The sequence below is a fragment of the Streptomyces sp. SX-6 genome (assembly GCF_059089585.1).
This window is the reverse complement of the sequence record NZ_JBTHHU010000032.1, coordinates 1-21,258: the sequence shown is the minus strand read 5'-3', so window position 1 is coordinate 21,258 and position 21,258 is coordinate 1. Positions and strand designations below refer to the sequence as shown.

The 21,258-nt window shown below is 69.9% G+C and carries 19 protein-coding genes; 16 read left to right on the top strand and 3 right to left on the bottom strand.

Features of this window, described 5'->3' with window-relative positions:
- The first annotated feature begins 84 nt into the window (after window positions 1-84).
- Window positions 85-1,092: a glycerophosphodiester phosphodiesterase family protein gene (locus tag ACV530_RS29100; RefSeq protein ID WP_494335625.1), complete on the top strand. Its 1,008-nt coding sequence runs from the start codon at window positions 85-87 to the stop codon at window positions 1,090-1,092.
- A 12-nt stretch (window positions 1,093-1,104) separates the two neighbouring features.
- Here the strand turns inward: ACV530_RS29100 and ACV530_RS29095 are convergent, their stop codons facing one another.
- Window positions 1,105-1,515, bottom strand: coding sequence for a YybH family protein (locus ACV530_RS29095; RefSeq protein WP_494335624.1), 411 nt, complete (start codon window positions 1,513-1,515; stop codon window positions 1,105-1,107).
- 69 nt (window positions 1,516-1,584) lie between these two features.
- Between ACV530_RS29095 and ACV530_RS29090 the strand changes: the two genes are divergently transcribed.
- Window positions 1,585-1,935, top strand: a complete 351-nt coding sequence (locus ACV530_RS29090) for a winged helix-turn-helix transcriptional regulator (RefSeq protein ID WP_494335623.1) — start codon at window positions 1,585-1,587, stop codon at window positions 1,933-1,935.
- Window positions 1,936-2,101: 166 nt separating this feature from the next.
- On the opposite strand, the gene ACV530_RS29085 is transcribed toward ACV530_RS29090, so the two are convergent.
- Together ACV530_RS29085 and ACV530_RS29080 are read right to left on the bottom strand one after the other, a co-directional pair.
- Window positions 2,102-3,124 (bottom strand): winged helix-turn-helix domain-containing protein, encoded by a 1,023-nt coding sequence (locus ACV530_RS29085; protein WP_494335622.1) that lies wholly within the window; start codon window positions 3,122-3,124, stop codon window positions 2,102-2,104.
- A 399-nt stretch (window positions 3,125-3,523) separates the two neighbouring features.
- Window positions 3,524-4,381, bottom strand: a complete 858-nt coding sequence (locus ACV530_RS29080; protein WP_494335621.1) for a C40 family peptidase — start codon at window positions 4,379-4,381, stop codon at window positions 3,524-3,526.
- Between the two features lie 694 nt (window positions 4,382-5,075).
- Here ACV530_RS29080 and ACV530_RS29075 point away from each other — a divergent pair.
- Genes ACV530_RS29075 through nuoN form a run of 14 tightly spaced genes read left to right on the top strand, consistent with a single transcriptional unit; the run spans window position 5,076 to window position 21,016 of the window.
- Window positions 5,076-5,435 (top strand): NADH-quinone oxidoreductase subunit A, encoded by a 360-nt coding sequence (locus ACV530_RS29075; RefSeq protein ID WP_494335620.1) that lies wholly within the window; start codon window positions 5,076-5,078, stop codon window positions 5,433-5,435.
- Between the two features lie 13 nt (window positions 5,436-5,448).
- Window positions 5,449-6,003 carry a NuoB/complex I 20 kDa subunit family protein gene (locus tag ACV530_RS29070; protein ID WP_494335619.1) on the top strand — a complete coding sequence of 185 codons (555 nt, stop codon included), beginning with the start codon at window positions 5,449-5,451 and terminating at the stop codon, window positions 6,001-6,003.
- Window positions 6,000-6,704, top strand: a complete 705-nt coding sequence (locus tag ACV530_RS29065) for an NADH-quinone oxidoreductase subunit C (protein WP_494335618.1) — start codon at window positions 6,000-6,002, stop codon at window positions 6,702-6,704. Before ACV530_RS29070 ends, ACV530_RS29065 begins: the two co-directional genes overlap by 4 nt.
- Window positions 6,704-8,044, top strand: coding sequence for an NADH-quinone oxidoreductase subunit D (locus ACV530_RS29060; RefSeq protein ID WP_494335617.1), 1,341 nt, complete (start codon window positions 6,704-6,706; stop codon window positions 8,042-8,044). The genes ACV530_RS29065 and ACV530_RS29060 overlap by 1 nt, the downstream gene beginning before the upstream one ends.
- Window positions 8,045-8,094: 50 nt before the next feature.
- Complete coding sequence (gene nuoE, locus ACV530_RS29055; protein WP_494335616.1) at window positions 8,095-8,841, top strand: NADH-quinone oxidoreductase subunit NuoE; 747 nt, start codon at window positions 8,095-8,097, stop codon at window positions 8,839-8,841.
- On the top strand, window positions 8,838-10,190 hold the full coding sequence (gene nuoF, locus ACV530_RS29050; protein ID WP_494335615.1) for an NADH-quinone oxidoreductase subunit NuoF: 1,353 nt from the start codon (window positions 8,838-8,840) through the stop codon (window positions 10,188-10,190). The genes nuoE and nuoF overlap by 4 nt, the downstream gene beginning before the upstream one ends.
- Window positions 10,187-12,682, top strand: coding sequence for an NADH-quinone oxidoreductase subunit G (locus ACV530_RS29045; protein WP_494335614.1), 2,496 nt, complete (start codon window positions 10,187-10,189; stop codon window positions 12,680-12,682). The genes nuoF and ACV530_RS29045 overlap by 4 nt, the downstream gene beginning before the upstream one ends.
- 53 nt (window positions 12,683-12,735) lie before the next feature.
- A complete protein-coding gene (gene nuoH / locus ACV530_RS29040) occupies window positions 12,736-14,070 on the top strand; it encodes an NADH-quinone oxidoreductase subunit NuoH (protein WP_494335688.1) in 1,335 nt (444 codons plus the stop codon).
- Entirely contained in the window at window positions 14,060-14,665 is a 606-nt protein-coding gene (nuoI, locus tag ACV530_RS29035) for an NADH-quinone oxidoreductase subunit NuoI (protein ID WP_494335613.1), read from the top strand. Before nuoH ends, nuoI begins: the two co-directional genes overlap by 11 nt.
- Window positions 14,662-15,513 (top strand): NADH-quinone oxidoreductase subunit J, encoded by an 852-nt coding sequence (locus ACV530_RS29030; RefSeq protein WP_494335612.1) that lies wholly within the window; start codon window positions 14,662-14,664, stop codon window positions 15,511-15,513. The genes nuoI and ACV530_RS29030 overlap by 4 nt, the downstream gene beginning before the upstream one ends.
- Window positions 15,510-15,809 carry an NADH-quinone oxidoreductase subunit NuoK gene (gene nuoK / locus ACV530_RS29025; RefSeq protein ID WP_494335611.1) on the top strand — a complete coding sequence of 100 codons (300 nt, stop codon included), beginning with the start codon at window positions 15,510-15,512 and terminating at the stop codon, window positions 15,807-15,809. Before ACV530_RS29030 ends, nuoK begins: the two co-directional genes overlap by 4 nt.
- 12 nt (window positions 15,810-15,821) lie before the next feature.
- Window positions 15,822-17,717 (top strand): NADH-quinone oxidoreductase subunit L, encoded by a 1,896-nt coding sequence (gene nuoL, locus ACV530_RS29020; protein WP_494335610.1) that lies wholly within the window; start codon window positions 15,822-15,824, stop codon window positions 17,715-17,717.
- Window positions 17,718-17,720: 3 nt separating this feature from the next.
- Window positions 17,721-19,334: an NADH-quinone oxidoreductase subunit M gene (locus tag ACV530_RS29015; protein WP_494335609.1), complete on the top strand. Its 1,614-nt coding sequence runs from the start codon at window positions 17,721-17,723 to the stop codon at window positions 19,332-19,334.
- The gene (nuoN, locus tag ACV530_RS29010; protein WP_494335608.1) at window positions 19,331-21,016 is read left to right on the top strand and encodes an NADH-quinone oxidoreductase subunit NuoN; all 1,686 of its coding nucleotides are present in this window, start codon (window positions 19,331-19,333) and stop codon (window positions 21,014-21,016) included. Before ACV530_RS29015 ends, nuoN begins: the two co-directional genes overlap by 4 nt.
- Window positions 21,017-21,258 lie beyond the last annotated feature (242 nt).

Here is a 21,258-nt window from a genome sequence, read left to right as displayed (position 1 = left end):
GTGGGTCGAGCTCATCGGCGGGTGACGGAAGGTCTCGTCGGCGGGCCTGCTGGTGTTGTGGCGGTGCGCCCTAGGATCACGCATATGACCACACGCAATTACGTAGCGGCAGTAGCGGCAGTATCGCGGAAAGGCCGTGTGCCAGGTGGCGGGCTGCGGCGCAGGACCGCCCTGGCCATCGCCATCGTCGCGTTGGTCTGTGCCGTCCCCGCGCTCACGGGAAGTGCGCCGGCCACTGCGCAGGCCGAGGAGTCTCCGGCGGAACGGGCGAGAGCGAGGCCATTGGTCATCGCGCACCGGGCGGGCACCGGTGACTATCCCGAGAACACCCTGCTGGCCATCACCAAGTCGCTGAAGGCCGGGGTGGACGGGGAGTGGCTGAGTGTGCAGGCGACCAAGGACGGGGTCCCGGTGCTGTACCGGCCAACTGACCTGTCTGTGCTGACGGATGGCTCCGGTCCCGTCGGTGGCAAGACGCTGGCCGAGCTGGCCGGGCTGAACGCGGGCTACGCCTTCAAGGGCTCCGATGGCTCCTACCCCTACCGCTCCCATCCCGTCCGCATCCCCACGCTGGAGGTGGCCCTGGCGGCGATCCCCGCGGGCAAGCAGGTCTACCTGGACCTCAAGCAGGCGCCTGCCCGGCATGTCGTGGACGCGGTGACCCGCCTGCTGAACAAGAAGAAGGCCTGGGACCGCGTCAAGCTGTACTCCACCGACGCCGAGGTCACCACTCTGCTCTCCCGCGTGCCCGGGGCGCGGGTGGCCGAAAGCCGTGACGCAACGAGGCAGCGGCTGGCCGAAGTTGCGCTCGAGCACAGGTGCGGGAGCACGCCTCCGGTCGGCTCGTGGGTGGGGTTCGAGCTCAAGCGCCAGATGATCCTGCAAGAGAAGTTCACCCTCGGCACCGGCGATGCCGCTGTCACCGCGCAGCTGTGGACACGTGAATCGGTCGCCTGCTTCCGGTCCGTATCCCGTACGCCCATCGTCATGCTCGGCGTCAATACGCGCCCCGACCTGCGTACCGCCACCCGGCTGGGCGCCACCGCCGTCCTGGTCGACTCCCCGCGCACCATGCTTCCGGCCCAGCGGTAGGGGAACCGTGGGTCAGGCCACCCCGAAGGGGTTGTCGATGACGTACCGCCACCGGCCGTCCTCCCCGCGGCGGGCGACGTCCGTGGCCGTGCCCTCGAGGTGGACGTGCTCGCCGTCCGGGCCGGGGCCGTCGATGGTCCAGTCGACGATCAGCAGGGCGATGTCGTCGGCGACGTAGGTGTGCCGGGGGTGGACGGTGATCGGCAGGCCCAGGGCGAGGAAGTCGGCGTTGGCCTGGGTGAGGGCCGGGCCCGTGACCTGCTCGCCGGGGCGGGGGACGAAGACGGCGTCGGGGGCGTAGACCTGGCCCACGGCCTCGGGGTCGCCGGTGTTGAAGGCCTCGGCGAAGACGGCCGGATGTTGCTCCGGGTCGGAGGTCAGCGAAACAGTGGGGGCATGCGAGGGGATCTGGGAGATGTGCATGACGGCAGCCAACCCGGCGGCGAAGTGGCTCACCAAACGGTAAGTGACACCGGCTGGGACCATGAACTGGTGCCGGACGGGCGGGGGCGGACGCGGCGGCCCGAGGCCGGGTGTCCGGTGGAGGTGGCTCTCGCCGCGGTCGCCGGGCGCTGGACCACGCTCGTTCTAAGGGAGTTGATGCACGGTCCGCTCTCCTTCGGCGGCCTGGCCGAACGGCTGCCGGAGGTCAGCGCCAAGGTGCTGTCCGAGCGGTTGCGCGTGCTCGAGGAACGGGGGCTCGTGGTGTGCGAGCGGCTGCGGGGGTTTCCGGTGCGTACGCGCTATCAACTGACGCCCGCCGGGCTGGCCTTGCGACCGCTGCTCGTCGAGCTCTACCGGACCGGTTCCGCCATCCTCACCCCGTCCCCTCCGGGGCCGTAATGCGTCAGTGTGCCCAAGAGCTTGGTGGCCTGTCTCCGGTCCGGTGCGGGGAAAATCGTGCCAGAAGCCGTTGTGTCCGCGAGAAGCCCGAAAGCTTCGCCGAACAAGCCAATGGCGCCCGACGAATGGATTCGGCCACCTTGCGGATCACCGGCGCGCCTCGCCCTCAGCCCGCGCCCTCCAGCAGTGCCCGTCCCAGCGGGGTGAGGGAGTGGTGCACCGCAGACCCCGCGCGCTGGGTGGTGAGCAGGCCCGCCGCCCGCAGGACGGTGGCGTGTTCGCTCGCGGAGGCGGGGGAGATTCCGGCGCGCTCGGCGAGGCGTGCGGTGCTGCCGCCCGCCGCTGCGGCGTCGAGGACGCGGGCGCGGGTGCGGCCCAGCAGGGCGGTGAGGGCGGCGAGTTGGGCCGCGCCGCCGGTGCCGGCGCCACCGGATGTGGTGGCCAGCACCGACTGATACGTGCCGAGCTCGCGGGCGACCGGGTAGCGGAGCTCCAGCGGGGCGTCGGGATCGGCGTTGTCGAGACGGAAGACGGGCTCGGTGAGGAAGAACGTGGGCGTGAGGAGCAGTCCGCGCCCGCCCAGGGGGAGATCGATGTCCATGGTGCAGTGCGCGTGCAGGACGGGCGACTCCCAGCGCAGCGCCGGGTGGAGCGTGGCGAGCAGGTGCTCCGCGCCGTGGTCGGCGAGGGCGCGGGCGCGCCGGGTGCGGTCGGCGTGGACGCAGGCGGCGAGCTGGGGCCAGTAGGGCGCGAGGGCGGCGTCGTAGTAGTCGCGGAAGGCGCGGTCCACGAGCCGGGAGGCGTCCCGGTCGCCGGTGTGCAGGTCGCCTATCCACCGGGGTGTGGACGGACGCCACTCGTGCGCGGTCGACAGGTCGGCCGTCCAGATCCGGCTCGGCATGCTCCAGGTGGCCTGGAGGCTCTCCTCGAGCGAAGTGGAGCCGCGCACGCGGATGAACGCCTCGGGCACGTACTCGTCCAGGCCCGCGGGGGCGAGTTCGAGCAGCGGACGGACCGTCGGGGTGAGCCCGCGCAGGGTGCGCTGCCGCCAGCCGTCGAGGGCGGGGGCACCGAGCCAGGGGCTCTGCAGCAGGGGCAGGCTGAAGGTCGCTTCGGCGAGCGGGTCGGGGACGGGCGTGATGCGTACCCGGCCGAGGTCCTCGGGACCGAAGTGGAGGCGTAGCGCCATGGGTGCTCCTGTGGACTCCGTCCGCCGGAAGTTGGAATAGGGCCGTCCGTTTATCGTAGGCCGCCCCGGGTGTCCGGATTCGGACAGGTCCGAAAGGCTTTGCGCGCATGGGCGGATGCCCCGCAGAATGCGGGAACAACGAGGCCGTTGTCCGGACATCGGCCCGGACGCCGGTTCCGGCGTGGGCGCCCAGGTGCCCTGGTGTCCAACGGGGGAAAACGGGGGACAGCAGGAAGGGGCCCGAGGGGGAAAGCACCTGGTATGCCGAAGGGCCACCGCCCCGTGGGGGGACGGGACGGTGACCCTTCGGCATCGCGTCGTTTCCGTAGCGCGTCGTTTCCGTACGGCGAAAGGCCGCCGTCCCGCTAGGGACGGCGGCCTTTCGTATGTCGCGAGGCGTCACATGACGCGCACGGCACCCGTGGGCGGGGAGTAGCTCAGGTCCCGCTCGACGATGCCCGTGCTGGGGTTCTGCGCGCCGATGAACTTGCCACCGCCGATGTAGACGGCGACGTGGTACGCGCTGCCCGCGGATCCCCAGTAAAGGATGTCGCCCGGCTGCAGGTTGTCGAGGCCGACCTGCGTGCCGGCGGTCGACTGGTCCTGCGAGACGCGGGGCAGGCTGATGCCGATCTGCTGGTAGGCGGCCATGACCAGGCCGGAGCAGTCGTAGGAGGACGGGCCGGTGGAGCCCATCACATAGGCCTTGCCCACCTGGTCCTGGAGGAAGGAGATCAGGGTCGCGGCGTTGCCGGTCGCGCCCGTGCTCGACTTCGAGGTGGTGGAAGTGGACGAGGACGACGAGTCGGACGAGTCGTCCGCGGACGCGGCGGCCTTCGTGCCCAGCGACGTGCGCTGGGCGGCGCGGGAGGCACGGGCCTCCTCGGCCTCGCGCTTCTCCTTGGCCTCGGCGGCCTTGCGCTCGGCCTCGGCCTTGCGGTCGGCCTCCTGCTTGGCCTTCTTGGCGGCGGCACGGGCGTGGTCCGCGGCCTTGTCCACCGTCGCGCGCACCTGGTAGTCCACGGCGGTCTGCTGCGTGGCGTCCGCGCTCTGCGCGATCGAGGAGGCGAGGGCGGCGTCGAGCGCCGGCATCTCGATGGTGGCCTCGGTCGGCTTCTCGGCGGCGTTCGCCTGGGCGGCCGCGGTGACGGCCAGGGTGCTGAGGACGCCACCGGCAACACCCGTGCGGACGACCCAGGACTGGGTGACCGGGCGGCGGGGCTTCCGGTGGCTGGTTATGTGCGCGTTGGGGGACATGGGACAAGGGCTTACCAGGCGCGGCAGGTTGAGTTCAATACGAGTGTCTTAGGTCACAATTCGTCTGCGGAGGGCTCTTATTCGGCCGTCCGGCCCCGGAGAGTGCCTCCGAGTTTGTCCCGCCGGGCATCGTGATCATGCGATTGAGCATGGCATTTATGCGTAAGCGCGGATTGGCCGGACGGCATATCACGTTTCGGTCTCGGACGTCGAGGCGAGCGGGCCGGGCGGACTGGCTTGCGAGCGAACGCGTGGTGGAGTTCACGCCCGGCGGGCGCTCGTGAAGGAAAGCGCGAGCCTCCCCGGCGGAGGGTGCGGATGACCCGGTCGCCCCGACGGGTGGTGTGCCTATATCAGTTGACCGTACGAAACGCCAAGTTGCGTGAAGAGTCTCTGGCTTGATAGTGCCTCACGGCTCCGACCAGCGGTCCGGCCCCGGAATGTGGCCTTCAGTGATCACTCCGGCGCTTCGTGTACGAAGTCGGCCACCCGTTCGACCTGATGATCGTCCGTCAGGTGGTGGAGATCACAAACGTGGCGGTGTACGCCGTGTCGCAGATCACAGACCGCCGGGCATAAGATGCCCCACGACCCGGGCTTGTGAACTGCCTCACATGGAGGGGATCTTCACGGTGAATTCGCCTCGAGTTCAGCAGTCTCAGCAGTCAGCGGCGACCGGAAGGAGCGAGGAGCGGTGAACGCCTACGCGCCCATCCTCGTACTGGGAGCTCTCGGTGCGGGCTTCGCGATCTTCTCCGTGGTCATGGGCTCGCTCCTGGGGCCCAAGAAGTACAACCGCGCCAAGCTCGAGGCGTACGAGTGCGGCATCGAGCCCACGCCGCAGCCGGCCGGGGGCGGACGTTTCCCGATCAAGTACTACCTGACGGCGATGCTCTTCATCGTCTTCGACATCGAGATCGTCTTCCTCTACCCCTGGGCCGTCAGCTTCGACGCCCTCGGGCTGTTCGGGCTCGTCGAGATGCTGCTGTTCGTACTCACGGTCTTCGTCGCCTACGCCTATGTATGGCGTCGCGGCGGCCTGGAATGGGACTGAGGGGCTACCGGTAATGGGACTCGAAGAGAAACTGCCCAGCGGCTTCCTGCTGACCACTGTCGAGCAGGCGGCCGGCTGGGTCCGCAAGGCATCCGTCTTCCCCGCCACGTTCGGACTGGCCTGCTGTGCCATCGAGATGATGACGACCGGCGCCGGACGGTACGACCTGGCCCGCTTCGGCATGGAGGTCTTCCGCGGATCCCCGCGCCAGGCGGACCTGATGATCGTGGCCGGGCGGGTCAGCCAGAAGATGGCGCCGGTGCTGCGGCAGGTCTACGACCAGATGCCGAACCCCAAATGGGTCATCTCCATGGGCGTCTGCGCCTCCAGCGGAGGCATGTTCAACAACTACGCGATCGTGCAGGGCGTCGACCACATCGTCCCCGTCGACATCTATCTGCCGGGCTGCCCGCCGCGCCCCGAGATGCTGATGGACTCGATCCTCAAACTGCACAAGAAGATCCAGGGCGAGAAGCTCGGCGCCCACCGCAGGGAAGCGGACCGCGAGACGGAGGAGGCGGCGCTCAAGGCCCTGCCCCTTCTCGACATGAAGGGGCTGCTGCAGTGAGCGAGCAGGGAGAACAGGTCCCCGCTCAGCGGGAGGACAGCGGCGAGGCCATCGGCGTCCGGCACGGGATGTTCGGCGCCAACAACGGGGGCGACACCTCCGGGTACGGACGGCTGGTGCGCACCGTACGGATGCCGGGCGAGTCCGCCCGGCCGTACGGAGGATGGTTCGACGAGGTCGCCGACGAGCTGGAGGGCGCGCTCGAGGAGCAGGGGCTCGTCCCGGAGAACGCGATCGAGAAGACCGTCGTCGACAGGGGAGAGCTCACCTTCCACATCGCGCGCGAGCACCTGTCGCGCGTCGCCCGGACCCTGCGCGACGACCCGGCGCTGCGCTTCGAACTGTGCACCGGAGTCAGCGGAGTGCACTACCCCGAGGACAAGGGGCGCGAGCTGCACGCCGTCTATCACCTGCGCTCGATCACCCACAACAGGCTGATCCGGCTGGAGGTCGGCGCGCCCGATGCCGACTCCCATGTCCCGTCCCTTGTCGACGTCTATCCGGGCAACGACTGGCACGAGCGCGAGACCTATGACTTCTTCGGCATCGTCTTCGACGGCCATCCGGCGCTGACGCGGATCATGATGCCGGACGACTGGCAGGGCTTCCCGCAGCGCAAGGACTACCCCCTCGGCGGCATCCCCGTCGAGTACAAGGGCGCCCAGATCCCGGCTCCGGACCAGCGGAGGTCGTACAGCTGATGTCCACCCCCTCCACCCCCTCCTCACCCGACGCAGGCCCCCGCGAGACGACGGAAGGCCCGGTCTATACGGTCACCGGCGGCGACTGGGACGAGATCACTGCCGCCGCCCAGCGCGCCGACGACGAGCGGATCGTCGTCAACATGGGCCCGCAGCACCCCTCCACCCATGGAGTGCTCCGCCTCATCCTGGAGATCGACGGAGAAACGGTCACCGAGGCCCGGGCCGGTATCGGCTATCTGCACACCGGCATCGAGAAGAACCTCGAGTACCGCACCTGGACGCAGGGCTCCACCTTCGTCACGCGCATGGATTACCTGATGCCGCTCCACAACGAGACGGCCTACTGCCTGGGCGTCGAGCGGCTCCTCGGCATCGAGGAACAGGTCCCGGACCGTGCCACGGTGATCCGGGTGCTGCTGATGGAGCTGAACCGAATCTCCTCGCACCTGGTGTACCTCGCCACCGGCGGCATGGAGCTCGGCGCCACCACGGTTGCCATCTTCGGCTTCCGCGACCGCGAGATGGTGCTCGACATCTTCGAGCTGATCACCGGCCTGCGCATGAACCACGCCTATGTGCGCCCCGGCGGGCTCGCCCAGGACCTGCCGCCGGGCGCGGTGGACATGGTGCGCGAGTTCGTGAAGAAGATGCGCAAGAACCTGCCGGAGTACGACAAGCTCGCCACCGGCAACCCGGCGTTCAAGGCCCGTCTGCAGAACGTCGGTTATCTCGACCTCACCGGTTGCATGGCCCTCGGCGTCACCGGCCCGATACTGCGGGCCGCCGGATTGCCCCACGACCTGCGCAAGGCACAGCCCTATTGCGGTTACGACACTTATGAATTCGATGTGCCGACCGGCGACACCTGCGACGCGTACGGGCGCTTCCTCATCCGGCTCGAGGAGATGCGGCAGTCGCTGCGCATCGTCGAGCAGTGCCTGGACCGGCTCCAGCCGGGGCCGGTGATGGTCGAGGACAAGAAGATCGCCTGGCCCGCGCAGCTGGCGCTGGGCCCCGACGGGCTCGGCAACTCGCTGGACCACATCAAGAAGATCATGGGCACCTCGATGGAGGCCCTGATCCACCACTTCAAGCTGGTGACGGAGGGGTTCCGGGTGCCGCCCGGGCAGGTGTACGCGGCCGTGGAATCGCCCCGCGGCGAGCTGGGCGCGCATGTGGTGAGCGACGGCGGCACCCGGCCGTACCGCGTCCACTTCCGCGACCCCTCCTTCAGCAACCTCCAGTCCATGGCGGCGATGTGCGAGGGCGGCCAGGTGGCCGACGTCATCGTCGCGGTGGCGTCCATCGATCCCGTGATGGGAGGCGTCGACAGGTGAGTGGTCGACAGGTGAGTGAAGGTCGACAGGCGAGTCAAGTAGGCCTGGGCATGCCGCAGTTGCCCGCGCCCGACTACCCGGCCGAGGTACGGGAGAGGCTCGAGGCCGACGCCCGGGAGGTGATCGCCCGCTACCCCGACAGCCGCAGCGCGCTGCTGCCGCTGCTGCACCTGGTGCAGGCCGAGGAGGGACACGTCACCCGCACCGGGGTCCGGTTCTGCGCCGGACTGCTCGGCCTCACCACGGCCGAGGTCACGGCGGTCTCGACCTTCTACACCATGTACCGGCGCGGGCCGAGCGGCGACTACCAGGTCGGGGTGTGCACCAACACCCTGTGCGCGGTGCTGGGCGGCGATGCCATCTTCGAGGCGCTGCGCCGCCACCTGGGGGTGGGCAACGGCGAGACGACCGCGGACGGCAAGGTCACCCTCGAGCACATCGAGTGCAACGCGGCCTGCGACTACGCGCCCGTGGTGATGGTCAACTGGGAGTTCTTCGACAACCAGACCGTCGAGAGCGCCGTCCGGCTCGTCGACGACCTGCGCGCCGGGCACACGGTCGAGCCCACCCGGGGCGCGCCGCTGTGCACCTACCGCGAGACCTCCCGCATCCTGGCCGGCTTCCCCGACGAACGCCCGGGCGCCGTCGAGGCGTCCGGCGGCGCCGGGCCCGCCTCGCTGGCGGGGCTGCGGCTGGCACAGGGCGAGGGCAGCCCCAAGGTCGGACCCCCGCGCACCGCGCCGCCCCGTGGGCAGCGGCCGGCGTCCGAGCCGACATCCGAGGAGGGGGAGGGATGACCATGGCACCAGAGATCAGCGAGACCAGCCCCGAGAAGCTGCTCGCGCCCGTGCTCAGCGCGTTCTGGGACCAGCCCCGTTCATGGACGCTGGAGACCTATCTGCGCCACGAGGGTTACGCGGGGCTGCGCAAGGCCCTGGCCATGACCCCCGACGACGTGATCGCGTATGTGAAGGACTCCGGGCTGCGCGGACGCGGCGGCGCGGGCTTCCCGACCGGGATGAAGTGGCAGTTCATCCCGCAGGGCGACGGCAAGCCGCACTACCTCGTCGTCAACGCGGACGAGTCCGAACCGGGCACCTGCAAGGACATCCCCCTCCTCTTCGCCAATCCGCATTCCCTCATCGAGGGGATGGTCATCGCCTGTTACGCGATCCGCTCGGACCGCGCTTTCATCTATCTGCGCGGTGAAACCGTCCCCGTGCTGCGGCGGTTGCACGAGGCCGTGCGCGAGGCCTACGCGGCGGGCTACCTCGGCCGGAACATCCTGGGGAGCGGACTCGACCTCGACATCACCGTGCACGCGGGGGCGGGCGCCTATATCTGCGGCGAGGAGACGGCTCTCCTCGACTCGCTCGAAGGCCGCCGTGGCCAGCCCCGGCTCCGACCCCCCTTCCCCGCGGTGGCGGGGCTCTACGCGTGCCCCACTGTGGTGAACAACGTCGAATCCATCGCGTCGGTTCCCGCGATTCTCAACAGGGGCAAGGAATGGTTCCGTTCGATGGGAAGCGAGAAGTCCCCGGGCTTCACGCTCTACTCTCTCAGCGGCCATGTCGCCTGCCCCGGACAGTACGAGGCGCCGCTCGGCATCACCCTGCGCCAGCTGCTCGGCATGAGCGGCGGCATGCGCCCCGGCCACACGCTCAAGTTCTGGACGCCGGGCGGCAGTTCGACCCCGCTGCTCACCGAGCAGCACCTGGACGTGCCCCTCGACTACGAGGCGGTCGGTGCCGCCGGGTCGATGCTCGGCACCAAGGCCCTGCAGTGCTTCGACGAGACGACGTGCGTCGTACGGGCCGTCACCCGGTGGACCGAGTTCTACGCCCACGAGTCCTGCGGCAAGTGCACGCCATGCCGTGAAGGCACCTACTGGCTCGTCCAGTTGCTGCGCGACATCGAGGCGGGCAAGGGCCGCATCGGAGACCTCGACAAGATCGACGACATCGCCGACAACATCAACGGCAAGTCGTTCTGCGCGCTCGGCGACGGTGCCGCGAGCCCCATCTTCTCCTCGCTCAAGTACTTCCGCGAGGAGTACGAGCAGCACATCAAGGGCAAGGGCTGCCCCTTCGACCCGGCGAAGTCCACGGTGTGGGCCGATCAGTCGCACCCGGAGGTGCACGTATGACCGTCACCGCGAAGACGCCCGGCGCACCCGCGACGGACGACCTCGTATCCGTCACCATCGACGGCATCCAAGTATCCGTCCCCAAGGGCACGTTGGTGATCCGGGCGGCGGAACTGCTCGGCATCGAGATCCCCCGGTTCTGCGACCACCCGCTCCTGGACCCCGCCGGCGCCTGCCGGCAGTGCATCGTCGAGGTCGAGGGCCAGCGCAAGCCGATGGCCTCCTGCACCATCACCTGCACGGACGGAATGGTGGTCAAGACCCAGCTCACCTCGCCCGTGGCCGAGAAGGCGCAGCGCGGGGTGATGGAGCTGCTGCTCATCAACCACCCGCTCGACTGCCCGATCTGCGACAAGGGCGGCGAATGCCCGCTGCAGAACCAGGCGATGACCGCCGGGCAGGCGGACTCCCGCTTCGAGGGCCGCAAGCGGACGTACGAGAAGCCGGTGCCGATCTCCACGCAGGTGCTGCTGGACCGCGAGCGGTGTGTGCTCTGCGCACGCTGCACCCGTTTCTCGAACGAGATCGCGGGCGACCCGATGATCGAGCTGCTGGAGCGCGGTGCGCTGGAGCAGGTGGGCATCGGCGAGGGCGACCCCTTCCAGTCGTACTTCTCGGGCAACACGATCCAGATCTGCCCGGTGGGCGCGCTGACCTCGGCGGCGTACCGGTTCCGCGCCCGGCCCTTCGACCTGGTGTCGTCGCCGTCGGTGTGCGAGCACTGCGCGGGCGGCTGCGCGACCCGTACGGACCACCGGCGCGGCAAGGTGATGCGGCGGCTCGCGGCCGACGACCCCGAGGTCAACGAGGAGTGGCTGTGCGACAAGGGCCGCTTCGCGTTCCGCTACGCGCAGCGGCCGGAGCGGCTCGAGACGCCGCTGGTGCGCGGCGCCGGGGGCGTGCTGGAGCCGGCGGGCTGGCCGGAGGCCCTCGAGGCGGCGGCGCGCGGGCTGGCGGCGGCGCGGGGCAGGGCCGGTGTGCTGACGGGCGGGCGGCTGACGCTCGAAGACGCCTACGCCTACGCGAAGTTCGCGCGCGTGGCGCTCGACACGAACGACATCGACTTCCGGGCCCGGGTGCACAGCGGTGAGGAGGCCGACTTCCTCGCGGCCCGAGTCGCCGGGCGGGGAAGGGACTTGGACGGCGCCGGGGTGACGTACACGGCGCTGGAGAAGGCGCCCGCCGTGCTGCTCGCCGGGCTCGAGGCGGAGGAGGAGGCACCCGGGGCCTTCCTCCGGCTGCGCAAGGCCTGGCGCAAGCGGGGTCAGCGGACGTTCTCGCTGGCGACGCACGCGACCCGCGGTCTGGTGAAGGCGGGCGGCACGCTGCTGCCGACCGCCCCCGGCACCGAGCCCGAGTGGCTGAGGGCGCTCGCCGAGGGCTCGGGCCTGGACGCGGACGGGCAGGCCGCCGCCGACGCGCTGCGCGCGGACGGCGCGGTGATCGCGGTGGGCGAGCGGCTCGCGGGCGTGCCGGGGGCGCTGACCGCCGCGGTGGCGGCGGCGTCCGCGACCGGGGCGGCGCTGGTATGGATCCCGCGGCGGGCCGGCGAGCGGGGCGCCGTCGAGGCGGGGGCCCTGCCGGGCCTGCTGCCCGGCGGCCGCCCGGCGACCGACCCGCGGGCGCGCGAGGAGACGGCGGCCGCCTGGGGCGTCGACGAGCTGCCGCGCAGCCCGGGCCGGGACACCGGGCAGATCCTCGAGGCCGCCGCCACCGGCGAGTTGGGCGCCCTGGTCGTGGCCGGGGTCGAGCCCGCGGACCTGCCGGACCCCGCGCGGGCCCGGGAGGCGCTGGACGCGATCGGCTTCCTGGTCAGCCTCGAGCAGCGGCCGAGCGAGGTGACGGACCGGGCGGACGTCGTGTTCCCGGTCGCCGCCGTCGCGGAGAAGGCGGGCACCTTCGTCAACTGGGAGGGCAGGGCTCGCCCGTTCGAGGCCGCGGTCAAGCCCGATCAGATGACGCGGCGGCATGTCTCGGCGGACGCCAGGGTGCTGCACATGCTGGCGGACACGATGGACGCGCCGCTCGACCTGCCCGATCTGCCGTCCGTACGTGCCGAGTTGGCCCGGCTGGGCCGCTGGGACGGCTCGTACTCCGCGGACCCGAACGAGCCCGCCCGGTCGTTCCCGGCGCCCGCCGAGGGCGAGGCGGTGCTGGCAGGGCACCGGCTGCTGCTCGATCAGGGCCGTCTCCAGGACGGCGACGACGCCCTCGCCGGCACCCGCCATCCGGCGCTCGCCCGGCTCTCGGCGGCCACCGCGGCGGAGGCGGGCGTCCGCGACGGCGGCACGCTGGCCGTGCACGGCCCGGCCGGCACGGTCCGGCTGCCGCTGTGCGTCACCCCCATGCCGGACCGGGTGGTCTGGCTGCCCCTGAACTCCGTGGGGGGCGGCGTCGCCTCCGACACCGGGGCGCGCCCCGGGGAGCTCGTCCGGATCGGCCCGGCCCCGGGCGAGGACACCGAAGCCGAGGCACCGGAGGTGCGGTCGTGATCGCTCAACTGGCCGTCGAGCAAGTCGAGCAACTGGCCGTCGACGACCTGTCGATGTTCGGCCGCGACCCGTGGTGGCTGGTGCTCGTCAAGGCCGTCTTCTGCTTCGCGTTCGTCATGCTGACGGTGCTCGTGTCGATCGTCATGGAACGCAAGATCATCGGGTGGATGCAGCTGCGCATCGGCCCGAACCGGCACGGGCCGTGGGGCATGCTGCAGTCCCTCGCGGACGGCGTGAAGCTGATGCTCAAGGAAGACGTTGTCGTCAAGCGCGCGGACAAGGCGGTCTACATCCTCGCGCCGATCGTCGCGGCCGTCCCGGCGTTCATGGCGATCGCCGTGATCCCCTTCGGCCCGGCGGGCGACGAGGTCTCCGTCTTCGGCCACCGCACCACGATGCAGCTGACGGACCTGCCGATCGGCGTCCTCTACATCCTGGCCACGGCCTCGGTGGGCATCTACGGCATCGTGCTGGGCGGTTGGTCCTCCGGCTCGACCTATCCGCTGCTCGGCGGGCTGCGGTCGTGCGCGCAGATGATCTCGTACGAGATCGCGATGGGCGTCGCCTTCGCCTCCGTCTTCCTCTACTCGGGGTCGATGTCGACGTCGGCGATCGTCGAGGCGCAGCACGACCGCTGGTACATCCTGCTGCTGCCGGTCTCGTTCATCATCTACATCGTGGCGATGGTCGGCGAGACCAACCGCGCGCCGTTCGACCTGCCCGAGTCCGAGGGCGACCTGGTCGGCGGCTTCAACACCGAGTACTCGTCGATCAAGTTCGCGCTGTTCATGCTCGCCGAGTACGTCAACATGGTCACCGTCTCGTCGGTCGCGGTCACGCTCTTCCTGGGCGGCTGGCGGGCCCCGTACCCGATCTCGGCGTTCTGGGCCGGCGCCAACCACGGCTGGATGCCGCTGCTCTGGTTCGTCATCAAGCTCCAGCTGCTGCTGTTCTTCTTCATCTGGCTGCGGGCGACGCTGCCGAGGCTGCGCTACGACCAGTTCATGAAGCTGGGGTGGAAGGTCCTCATCCCGGTGTCGATGACCTGGCTGATGCTCGTCGCGACCGTACGGGCCCTGCGGAACGAGAACTACGACTTCCAGTCGATCCTGCTGTACGTCGCGAGCGCGGTCGTCGGGATCCTGCTGCTCTCGTTCGTCTTCGACATCTTCCGGGACCGCGCGGAGCGGGAGCGGGCCGAGCCCGAGCCCGGGCCCGGGGCCGGCGACGGATTCGACCCGATGGCGGGCGGGTTCCCCGTGCCGCCGCTGCCGGGGCAGACCCTGCCGCCGGTGCCGCGCAGGCGCCCGCGCGGGCAACAGGAGCTCATTGTCAGCGGTGGCGTCGATACTGTCCGTGACGGAAAGGAGGGTGACGGTGCCCGCTGAATCTTCCCGCAAGGCTGCGTCTTCTCACAAGAATCCGGTGGCCGGCTTCGGCGTGACGTTCAAGGACGTGTTCAAGAAGCGCCTCACCGAGCAGTATCCGGAGTACAAGAAGCCCACCGCGCCGCGCTTCCACGGCCGTCATCAGCTCAACCGGCATCCCGACGGCCTGGAGAAGTGCATCGGCTGCGAGCTGTGCGCCTGGGCCTGCCCGGCGGACGCGATCTATGTCGAGGGCGCGGACAACACCGACGAGGAGCGCTACTCGCCGGGCGAGCGGTACGGCCGGGTCTACCAGATCAACTATCTGCGCTGCATCCTGTGCGGCCTGTGCGTCGAGGCGTGCCCGACCCGGGCGCTGACCATGACCAACGAGTACGAGCTGGCCAACAGCAGCCGCACCTCGCTCATTTACACCAAGGAAGAGCTGCTCGCCGGTCTCGAGGACGGCATGGTCGACTCCCCGCACGCGATCTATCCGGGGACGAACGAGAAGGACTACTACCGGGGCCTGGTGACCGAGGCCGCTCCGGGCACGGTGCGCCAAGTCGCCGTGTCCAAGGGGGAGAAGCCGCAGGATGAGGGGGTGGAAGCATGAGCGGGCTCGCCGCCGCTTCCGTCACCTCCACCTCCACCGGTGAGGCCGTCCAGTTCTGGGTGCTCGCGGTCGTGGCCGTGCTGGGCGCGCTCGGCACGGTGCTGATGAAGAAGGCCGTGCACAGCGCGCTCTCGCTCGCGGGCACCATGATCGTGCTGGCCGTCTTCTACCTCGCGAACGGCGCGTACTTCCTCGGCGTCGTGCAGATCGTCGTCTACACCGGCGCGGTCATGATGCTCTTCCTGTTCGTGGTCATGCTCGTCGGCGTCAGCGCCGCCGACTCGCTCCGGGAGACCATCCGGGGCCAGCGGTGGCTCGCCGCGCTGTGCGGGCTGGGCTTCGGCATCCTGCTGGCCGCCGGGATCGGCAACGCCTCGCTGCGCACCTTCGACGGTCTGGGTCAGGCCAACTCCGGCGGAAACGTTGAGGGGTTGGCGGCGCTGATCTTCACCCGGTATGTGTACGCCTTCGAGATCACCGGCGCCCTGCTGATCACCGCGGCCGTCGGGGCGATGGTCCTCACCCACCGGCAGCGCACGGAGGTCCTCTCCCAGCGCCGGCTGTCCGAGGCGCGCGTGCGCAAGGGCGAGCAGGTCACGCCCCTGCCCGCGCCCGGCACCTACGCCCGGCACAACGCGGTGGACATCCCCGCCCTGCTGCCGGACGGCTCCCCGTCCGAGGCCAGCGTCAGTGCGACGCTGCGGTCCCGGGGCCAGGTCCGTGATGTCTCGGGCCAGGCGATGGAGGAACTGGCGGCGCTGGAGCAGCGCTCGCGCGCATGGCTGGGACGCAACCGCGGCGAGGGCTCGAAGGGCAGCGGCTTGAAGGAGAAGGGAGGCGCTCAGTGAATCCGGTCAACTATCTCTATCTGGCCGCCCTGTTGTTCACCATCGGAGCCGTCGGTGTGCTCATCCGGCGGAACGCGATCGTCGTCTTCATGTGTGTCGAGCTGATGCTGAACGCCTGCAATCTCGCGTTCGTCACCTTCTCCCGGCTGCACGGCAATCTCGACGGCCAGATCTTCGCGTTCTTCACGATGGTGGTGGCCGCCGCCGAGGTCGTCATCGGCCTCGCGATCATCGTGTCGGTCTTCCGCGCCCGTCACTCGGCCTCGGTCGACGACGCCAGTCTGCTGAAGCTGTAAGGGGACGCTGACGTGGAGAACCTCATCGGACTGCTCGTCCTGGCGCCGCTGTTGGGTGCGCTGGTGCTGCTCTGCGGCGGGCGCAGACTCGACCGGAGCGGGCCGTGGGTGGGCACCGCCCTCGCCGCCGTGTCCTTCGCCCTCGGCGTGGTGCTGTTCGCCGACATGCTCGGCAAGAGCGGCGCCTCGCGCACCTTGCGGGTGACGGTCTTCCAGTGGGTGCCGGTCGGCGGCTTCCGCGCGGACGTCGGCTTCCAGCTCGACCAGCTGTCGATGACCTTCGTGCTGCTGATCACCGGCGTGGGCTCGCTGATCCACCTGTACTCGGTCGGCTACATGGCGCACGACGAGCGCAAGCGACGCTTCTTCGGTTACCTCAACCTCTTCCTCGCCGCGATGCTGTTGCTCGTCCTCGCCGACAACTACCTCCTGCTGTACGCGGGCTGGGAGGGCGTGGGCCTGGCCTCGTACCTGCTGATCGGTTTCTGGCAGCACAAGCCGAGCGCGGCGACCGCGGCGAAGAAGGCGTTCATCGTCAACCGCGTCGGCGACATGGGTCTGTCGATCGCGATCATGATCATGTTCACGACGTTCGGCACCTTCGCCTTCGGCCCCGTGCTTGCTCACGCCGACGGGGCGGGCGAGGGCAGGCTCACGGCGATCGGGCTGATGCTGCTGCTCGCGGCGTGCGGCAAGTCCGCCCAAGTGCCGCTGCAGAGCTGGCTCGGCGACGCCATGGAGGGCCCCACCCCGGTCTCGGCCCTCATCCACGCCGCCACGATGGTGACTGCGGGCGTCTACCTCATCACCCGCTCCGGGCCGATCTTCGACGGGGCGCCCGACGCCCAGACCGCGGTGGTCGTGGTCGGCGCGGTCACGCTGCTCTTCGGTGCGATCGTCGGTTGTGCGAAGGATGACATCAAGAAGGCTCTCGCGGGCTCGACGATGTCCCAGATCGGGTACATGATCCTCGCCGCCGGCCTCGGTCCGATCGGCTACGTCTTCGCCATCATGCACCTGGTGACCCACGGCTTCTTCAAGGCGGGCCTCTTCCTCGGGGCCGGCTCCGTGATGCACGGCATGAACGACGAGGTCGACATGCGGCGTTACGGCGGCCTGCGGACGTACATGCCGGTCACCTTCATCACCTTCGGCCTCGGCTATCTCGCCATCATCGGCTTCCCGGGGCTGTCCGGCTTCTTCTCCAAGGACAAGATCATCGAGGCGGCCTTCGCCAAGGGCGGCACCGAGGGCTGGATCCTCGGCGGCACGGCCCTGCTGGGCGCCGCCATCACGGCGTACTACATGACGCGCGTGATGGTGCTGACGTTCTTCGGCGAGAAGCGCTGGCAGCCCGACGCGAAGGGCAACCTGCCGCATCCGCACGAGTCGCCGCGGACCATGACGGTCCCGATGGTGATCCTCGCCTTCGGATCGGTCTTCGCCGGTGGCCTGTTCAGCGTCAACAACACGTTCCTGAAGTGGCTGGCGCCGGTGACCGGGCACGCGGAGGGCCACTCGCCCGTCAGCTCGCTCGCTGTCACCGGGGCGACCATGGCCGTCCTCGTGGTGGGCGTCGCGCTCGCCTGGGCGCAGTACGGCCGCGGGGCAGTGCCCGTCACCGCCCCGCGCGGCTCGCTGCTCACCCGGGCGGCCCGGCGCGACCTGCTCCAGGACGACTTCAACCATGTCGTGCTGGTGCGCGGCGGGGAGCACCTCACCCGCAGCCTCGTCTACGTCGACCACACGCTGGTCGACGGCGTCGTCAACGGCACCGCCGCTTCCGTCGGCGGCCTCTCGGGCCGGATGCGCCGGATGCAGAACGGCTTCGCGCGGTCGTACGCGGTCTCGATGTTCGGCGGCGCGGCGGTGCTCATCGCCGCGACCCTGCTGATGAGGGCGGTGTAACCGATGTCTTTCCCCCTGCTCACGGTCACGGCGGCAACTCCCGCGCTCGGCGCGGTCGTCACCGCCGCCGTGCCCGCCGCGCGGCGTACGAGCGCCAAGTGGCTCGCGCTGGCCTTCTCCCTGGTCACGCTCGGTCTGGCGGCGGCCCAGCTGATCCGCTTCGACCCCGGCTCCGGGAGCACGTTCCAGCTCACCGAATCGCACGCCTGGATCGCGGACTTCGGGGTCCGCTACGACCTGGGCGTGGACGGCATCGCGGTGGTGCTCATCGCCCTGACCGCGGTGCTCGTCCCGTTCGTCATGCTGGCCGGCTGGCATGACGCCGACCCGCTCGAGGGCGCCTCCGCCGACCGGCGCTGGCGGCCCACCCAGGGCTTCTTCGCGCTGATCCTGCTGGTCGAGGCGATGGTGGTGATCTCCTTCGAGGCCACCGACGTCTTCCTCTTCTACATCTTCTTCGAGGCCATGCTCATCCCGATGTACTTCCTCATCGGCGGCTTCGGGGACCGGGCGGGGCAGCGCTCCGCCGAGGAGGCGGCGGCCCAACGCTCGTACGCCGCCGTGAAGTTCCTCCTCTACAACCTGGCCGGCGGCCTGATCATGCTGGCCGCCGTCATCGGGCTGTACGCGGTGACCGCGCACCAGCTCGGCCAGGGCACCTTCTCGCTCCAGGAGATCGTCCAGGCCCGGGCGGCGGGGAAGCTGGAGTTCGCCACCGTCACCGAACGGGCGCTGTTCCTCGGCTTCTTCTTCGCCTTCGCGGTCAAGGCGCCGCTGTGGCCCCTGCACACCTGGCTGCCCAACGCGATGGGCGAGGCCACCGCCCCGGTCGCCGTCCTGATCACCGCGGTGGTCGACAAGGTGGGCACCTTCGCGATGCTCCGCTTCTGCCTCCAGCTCTTCCCGGGGGCGTCGAAGTGGGCGACCCCCGTGATCATCACGCTGGCGGTGATCGGCATTCTGTACGGCGCGCTGCTCGCCGTCGGGCAGCGGGACATCAAGCGCCTGATCGCCTACGCCTCGATCTCGCACTTCGGCTTCATCATCCTGGGCATCTTCGCGATGACCACCCAGGGCCAGGGCGGTGCCACGCTCTATATGGTCAACCACGGCATTTCCACTGCCGCGTTGATGCTGGTCGCCGGGTTCCTGATCTCGCGGCGGGGCTCCCGGCTCATCGCCGACTACGGCGGGGTGCAGAAGGTCGCCCCGGTCCTCGCGGGCACCTTCCTGGTGGGCGGTCTCGCCACGCTGTCGCTGCCGGGGCTCGCGCCCTTCGTCTCCGAATTCCTCGTCCTGGTCGGCACGTTCAGCCGCCACCCGGTGGTCGGCGGCATCGCGACGCTCGGCATCGTGCTCGCCGCGCTCTATGTGCTGGTGCTCTACCAGCGCACCATGACCGGGCCGGTGGCGGAGCCGGTGCGCGGCATGCCGGATCTGCGCGTGCGCGAACTCGCCGTCGTCGCACCGCTGATCGCGTTGCTGCTCTTCCTCGGCGTCTACCCCAAGCCCCTGACGCGCATCATCGACCCCGCTGTCGAGCAGACGATGTCGCAGGTTCACAAGACCGATCCGCAACCCGATGTTCGCGTGAGCCAAGCGGAGGGCGCGAAGTGACGCACACAGCAACTGTCCACAGCCTGTGGACAACGGCTTCGACTTCGGTGTCGTCGGCGTTCCCGGCGCTCCGGGACGCGCCCAAGAAGATCCCCTCTCCGCACATCGAGTACGCGCAGCTGTCGCCGGCACTGATCGTTCTCGGCACGGCCGTCCTGGGCATTCTCGTCGAGGCGTTCCTCCCGCGCCGCACCCGCCAGCACGCCCAACTGCTGCTGACCGTGGTCGGCCTGGCCGCGGCCTTCGCCGCCGTCGTCGCGCTCGGGGCCGACGGCTACGGCACGGACAAGGCGCACGTCGCGGCGATGGGCGCCGTCGCGGTCGACGGACCGGCGCTGTTCCTCCAGGGCACGATCCTCCTCGTCGCGCTGGTCGCCGCCTTCACCTTCGGCGAGCGCCGGCTCGACCCCGCGGCGCACGGCCGCCCCGTCGACTCCTTCGCCGCGCAGGCGGCGGCGGTGCCGGGTGGCGAGGCGGAGCGGGAGGCGGTCAAGGCGGGCTGGACGACGACGGAGGTCTTCCCGCTGCTGCTCTTCGCGGTGGGTGGGATGCTGGTTTTCCCTGCCGCGGATGATTTGTTGACGCTGTTTGTGGCGCTGGAAGTCTTCTCCCTGCCGCTGTATGTGCTGTGCGCGCTGGCGCGGCGGCAGCGGCTGCTGTCGCAGGAGGCGGCGGTCAAGTACTTCCTGCTCGGCGCGTTTTCGTCCGCGTTCCTGCTCTTCGGCATCGCGCTGCTGTACGGCTATGCGGGCACCGTGACGTACTCCGGCATCGCGGATGTGGTGAGCGGTGCGGTGCGCTCGGTGGATCCGGCGCTCGCCTCGACCACTGGCAATGACGCGCTGTTGCTCATCGGCGGGGCGATGGTGCTGATGGGGCTGCTGTTCAAGGTCGGCGCGGTCCCGTTCCATATGTGGACGCCCGATGTCTATCAGGGTGCGCCTACGCCGGTCACCGGTTTCATGGCCGCCGCGACCAAGGTCGCCGCGTTCGGGGCGCTGTTGCGGCTGTTGTATGTGGTGCTGCCGGGGCTGCGGTGGGACTGGCGTCCGGTGATGTGGGGCGTGGCGATCCTGACGATGCTTGTCGGTGCGGTCGTCGCGGTGACGCAGACGGATGTGAAGCGGCTCCTCGCGTACTCGTCGATCGCGCACGCGGGCTTCATCCTCGCCGGTGTGCTCGCGGTCAGCCCGGAGGGCGTCTCGTCGGTGCTCTTCTACCTGGCGGCCTATTCGTTTGTGACGCTGGGCGCGTTCGCGGTGGTGACGCTGGTGCGGGATGCGGGCGGGGAGGCGACGCACCTGTCCAAGTGGGCGGGTTTGGGGCGTCGTTCGCCGCTGGTCGCGGCCGTGTTCGCGGTCTTCCTGCTCGCGTTCGCGGGCATTCCGCTGACGAGCGGCTTCGCCGGGAAGTTCGCGGTGTTCAAGGCGGCGGCGCAGGGTGGGGCGGTGCCGCTGGTGATCGTGGGTGTGGTGTCCTCGGCGGTCGCGGCGTTCTTCTACATCCGGGTGATCGTGCTGATGTTCTTCAGCGAGCCGAAGGAGGGGGGGCCGGCGGTGGCGGTGCCGAGCCCTTTGACGACGGTGGCGATCGGGGTGGGGGTCGCGGTGACGGTGGTGCTCGGGGTTGCCCCTCAGTACTTCCTCGACCTTGCGGGTCAGGCGGGGGTGTTCGTGCGTTGAGGGTGCGTGGGGGTGGGGCGGGGTGGGGAGTTGTGCCCCGGTCCCGCCCTTTCTCCGTTTCCCGGGGCTCCGCCCCCGGACCCCGACCCTGGGGCTGCGCCCCAGACCCCCTTGTCGCGGCTTCGCCGCTCGGCCTCAATCGCCGGCCGGGCTTGATTTTCGTGCCCGCGCCGGATTTCGCGCTTGCGCTGAAATCCGGCGCGGGCCGCGAAAACCAGCCCGGCCCGGCACCTTCCAGCGCG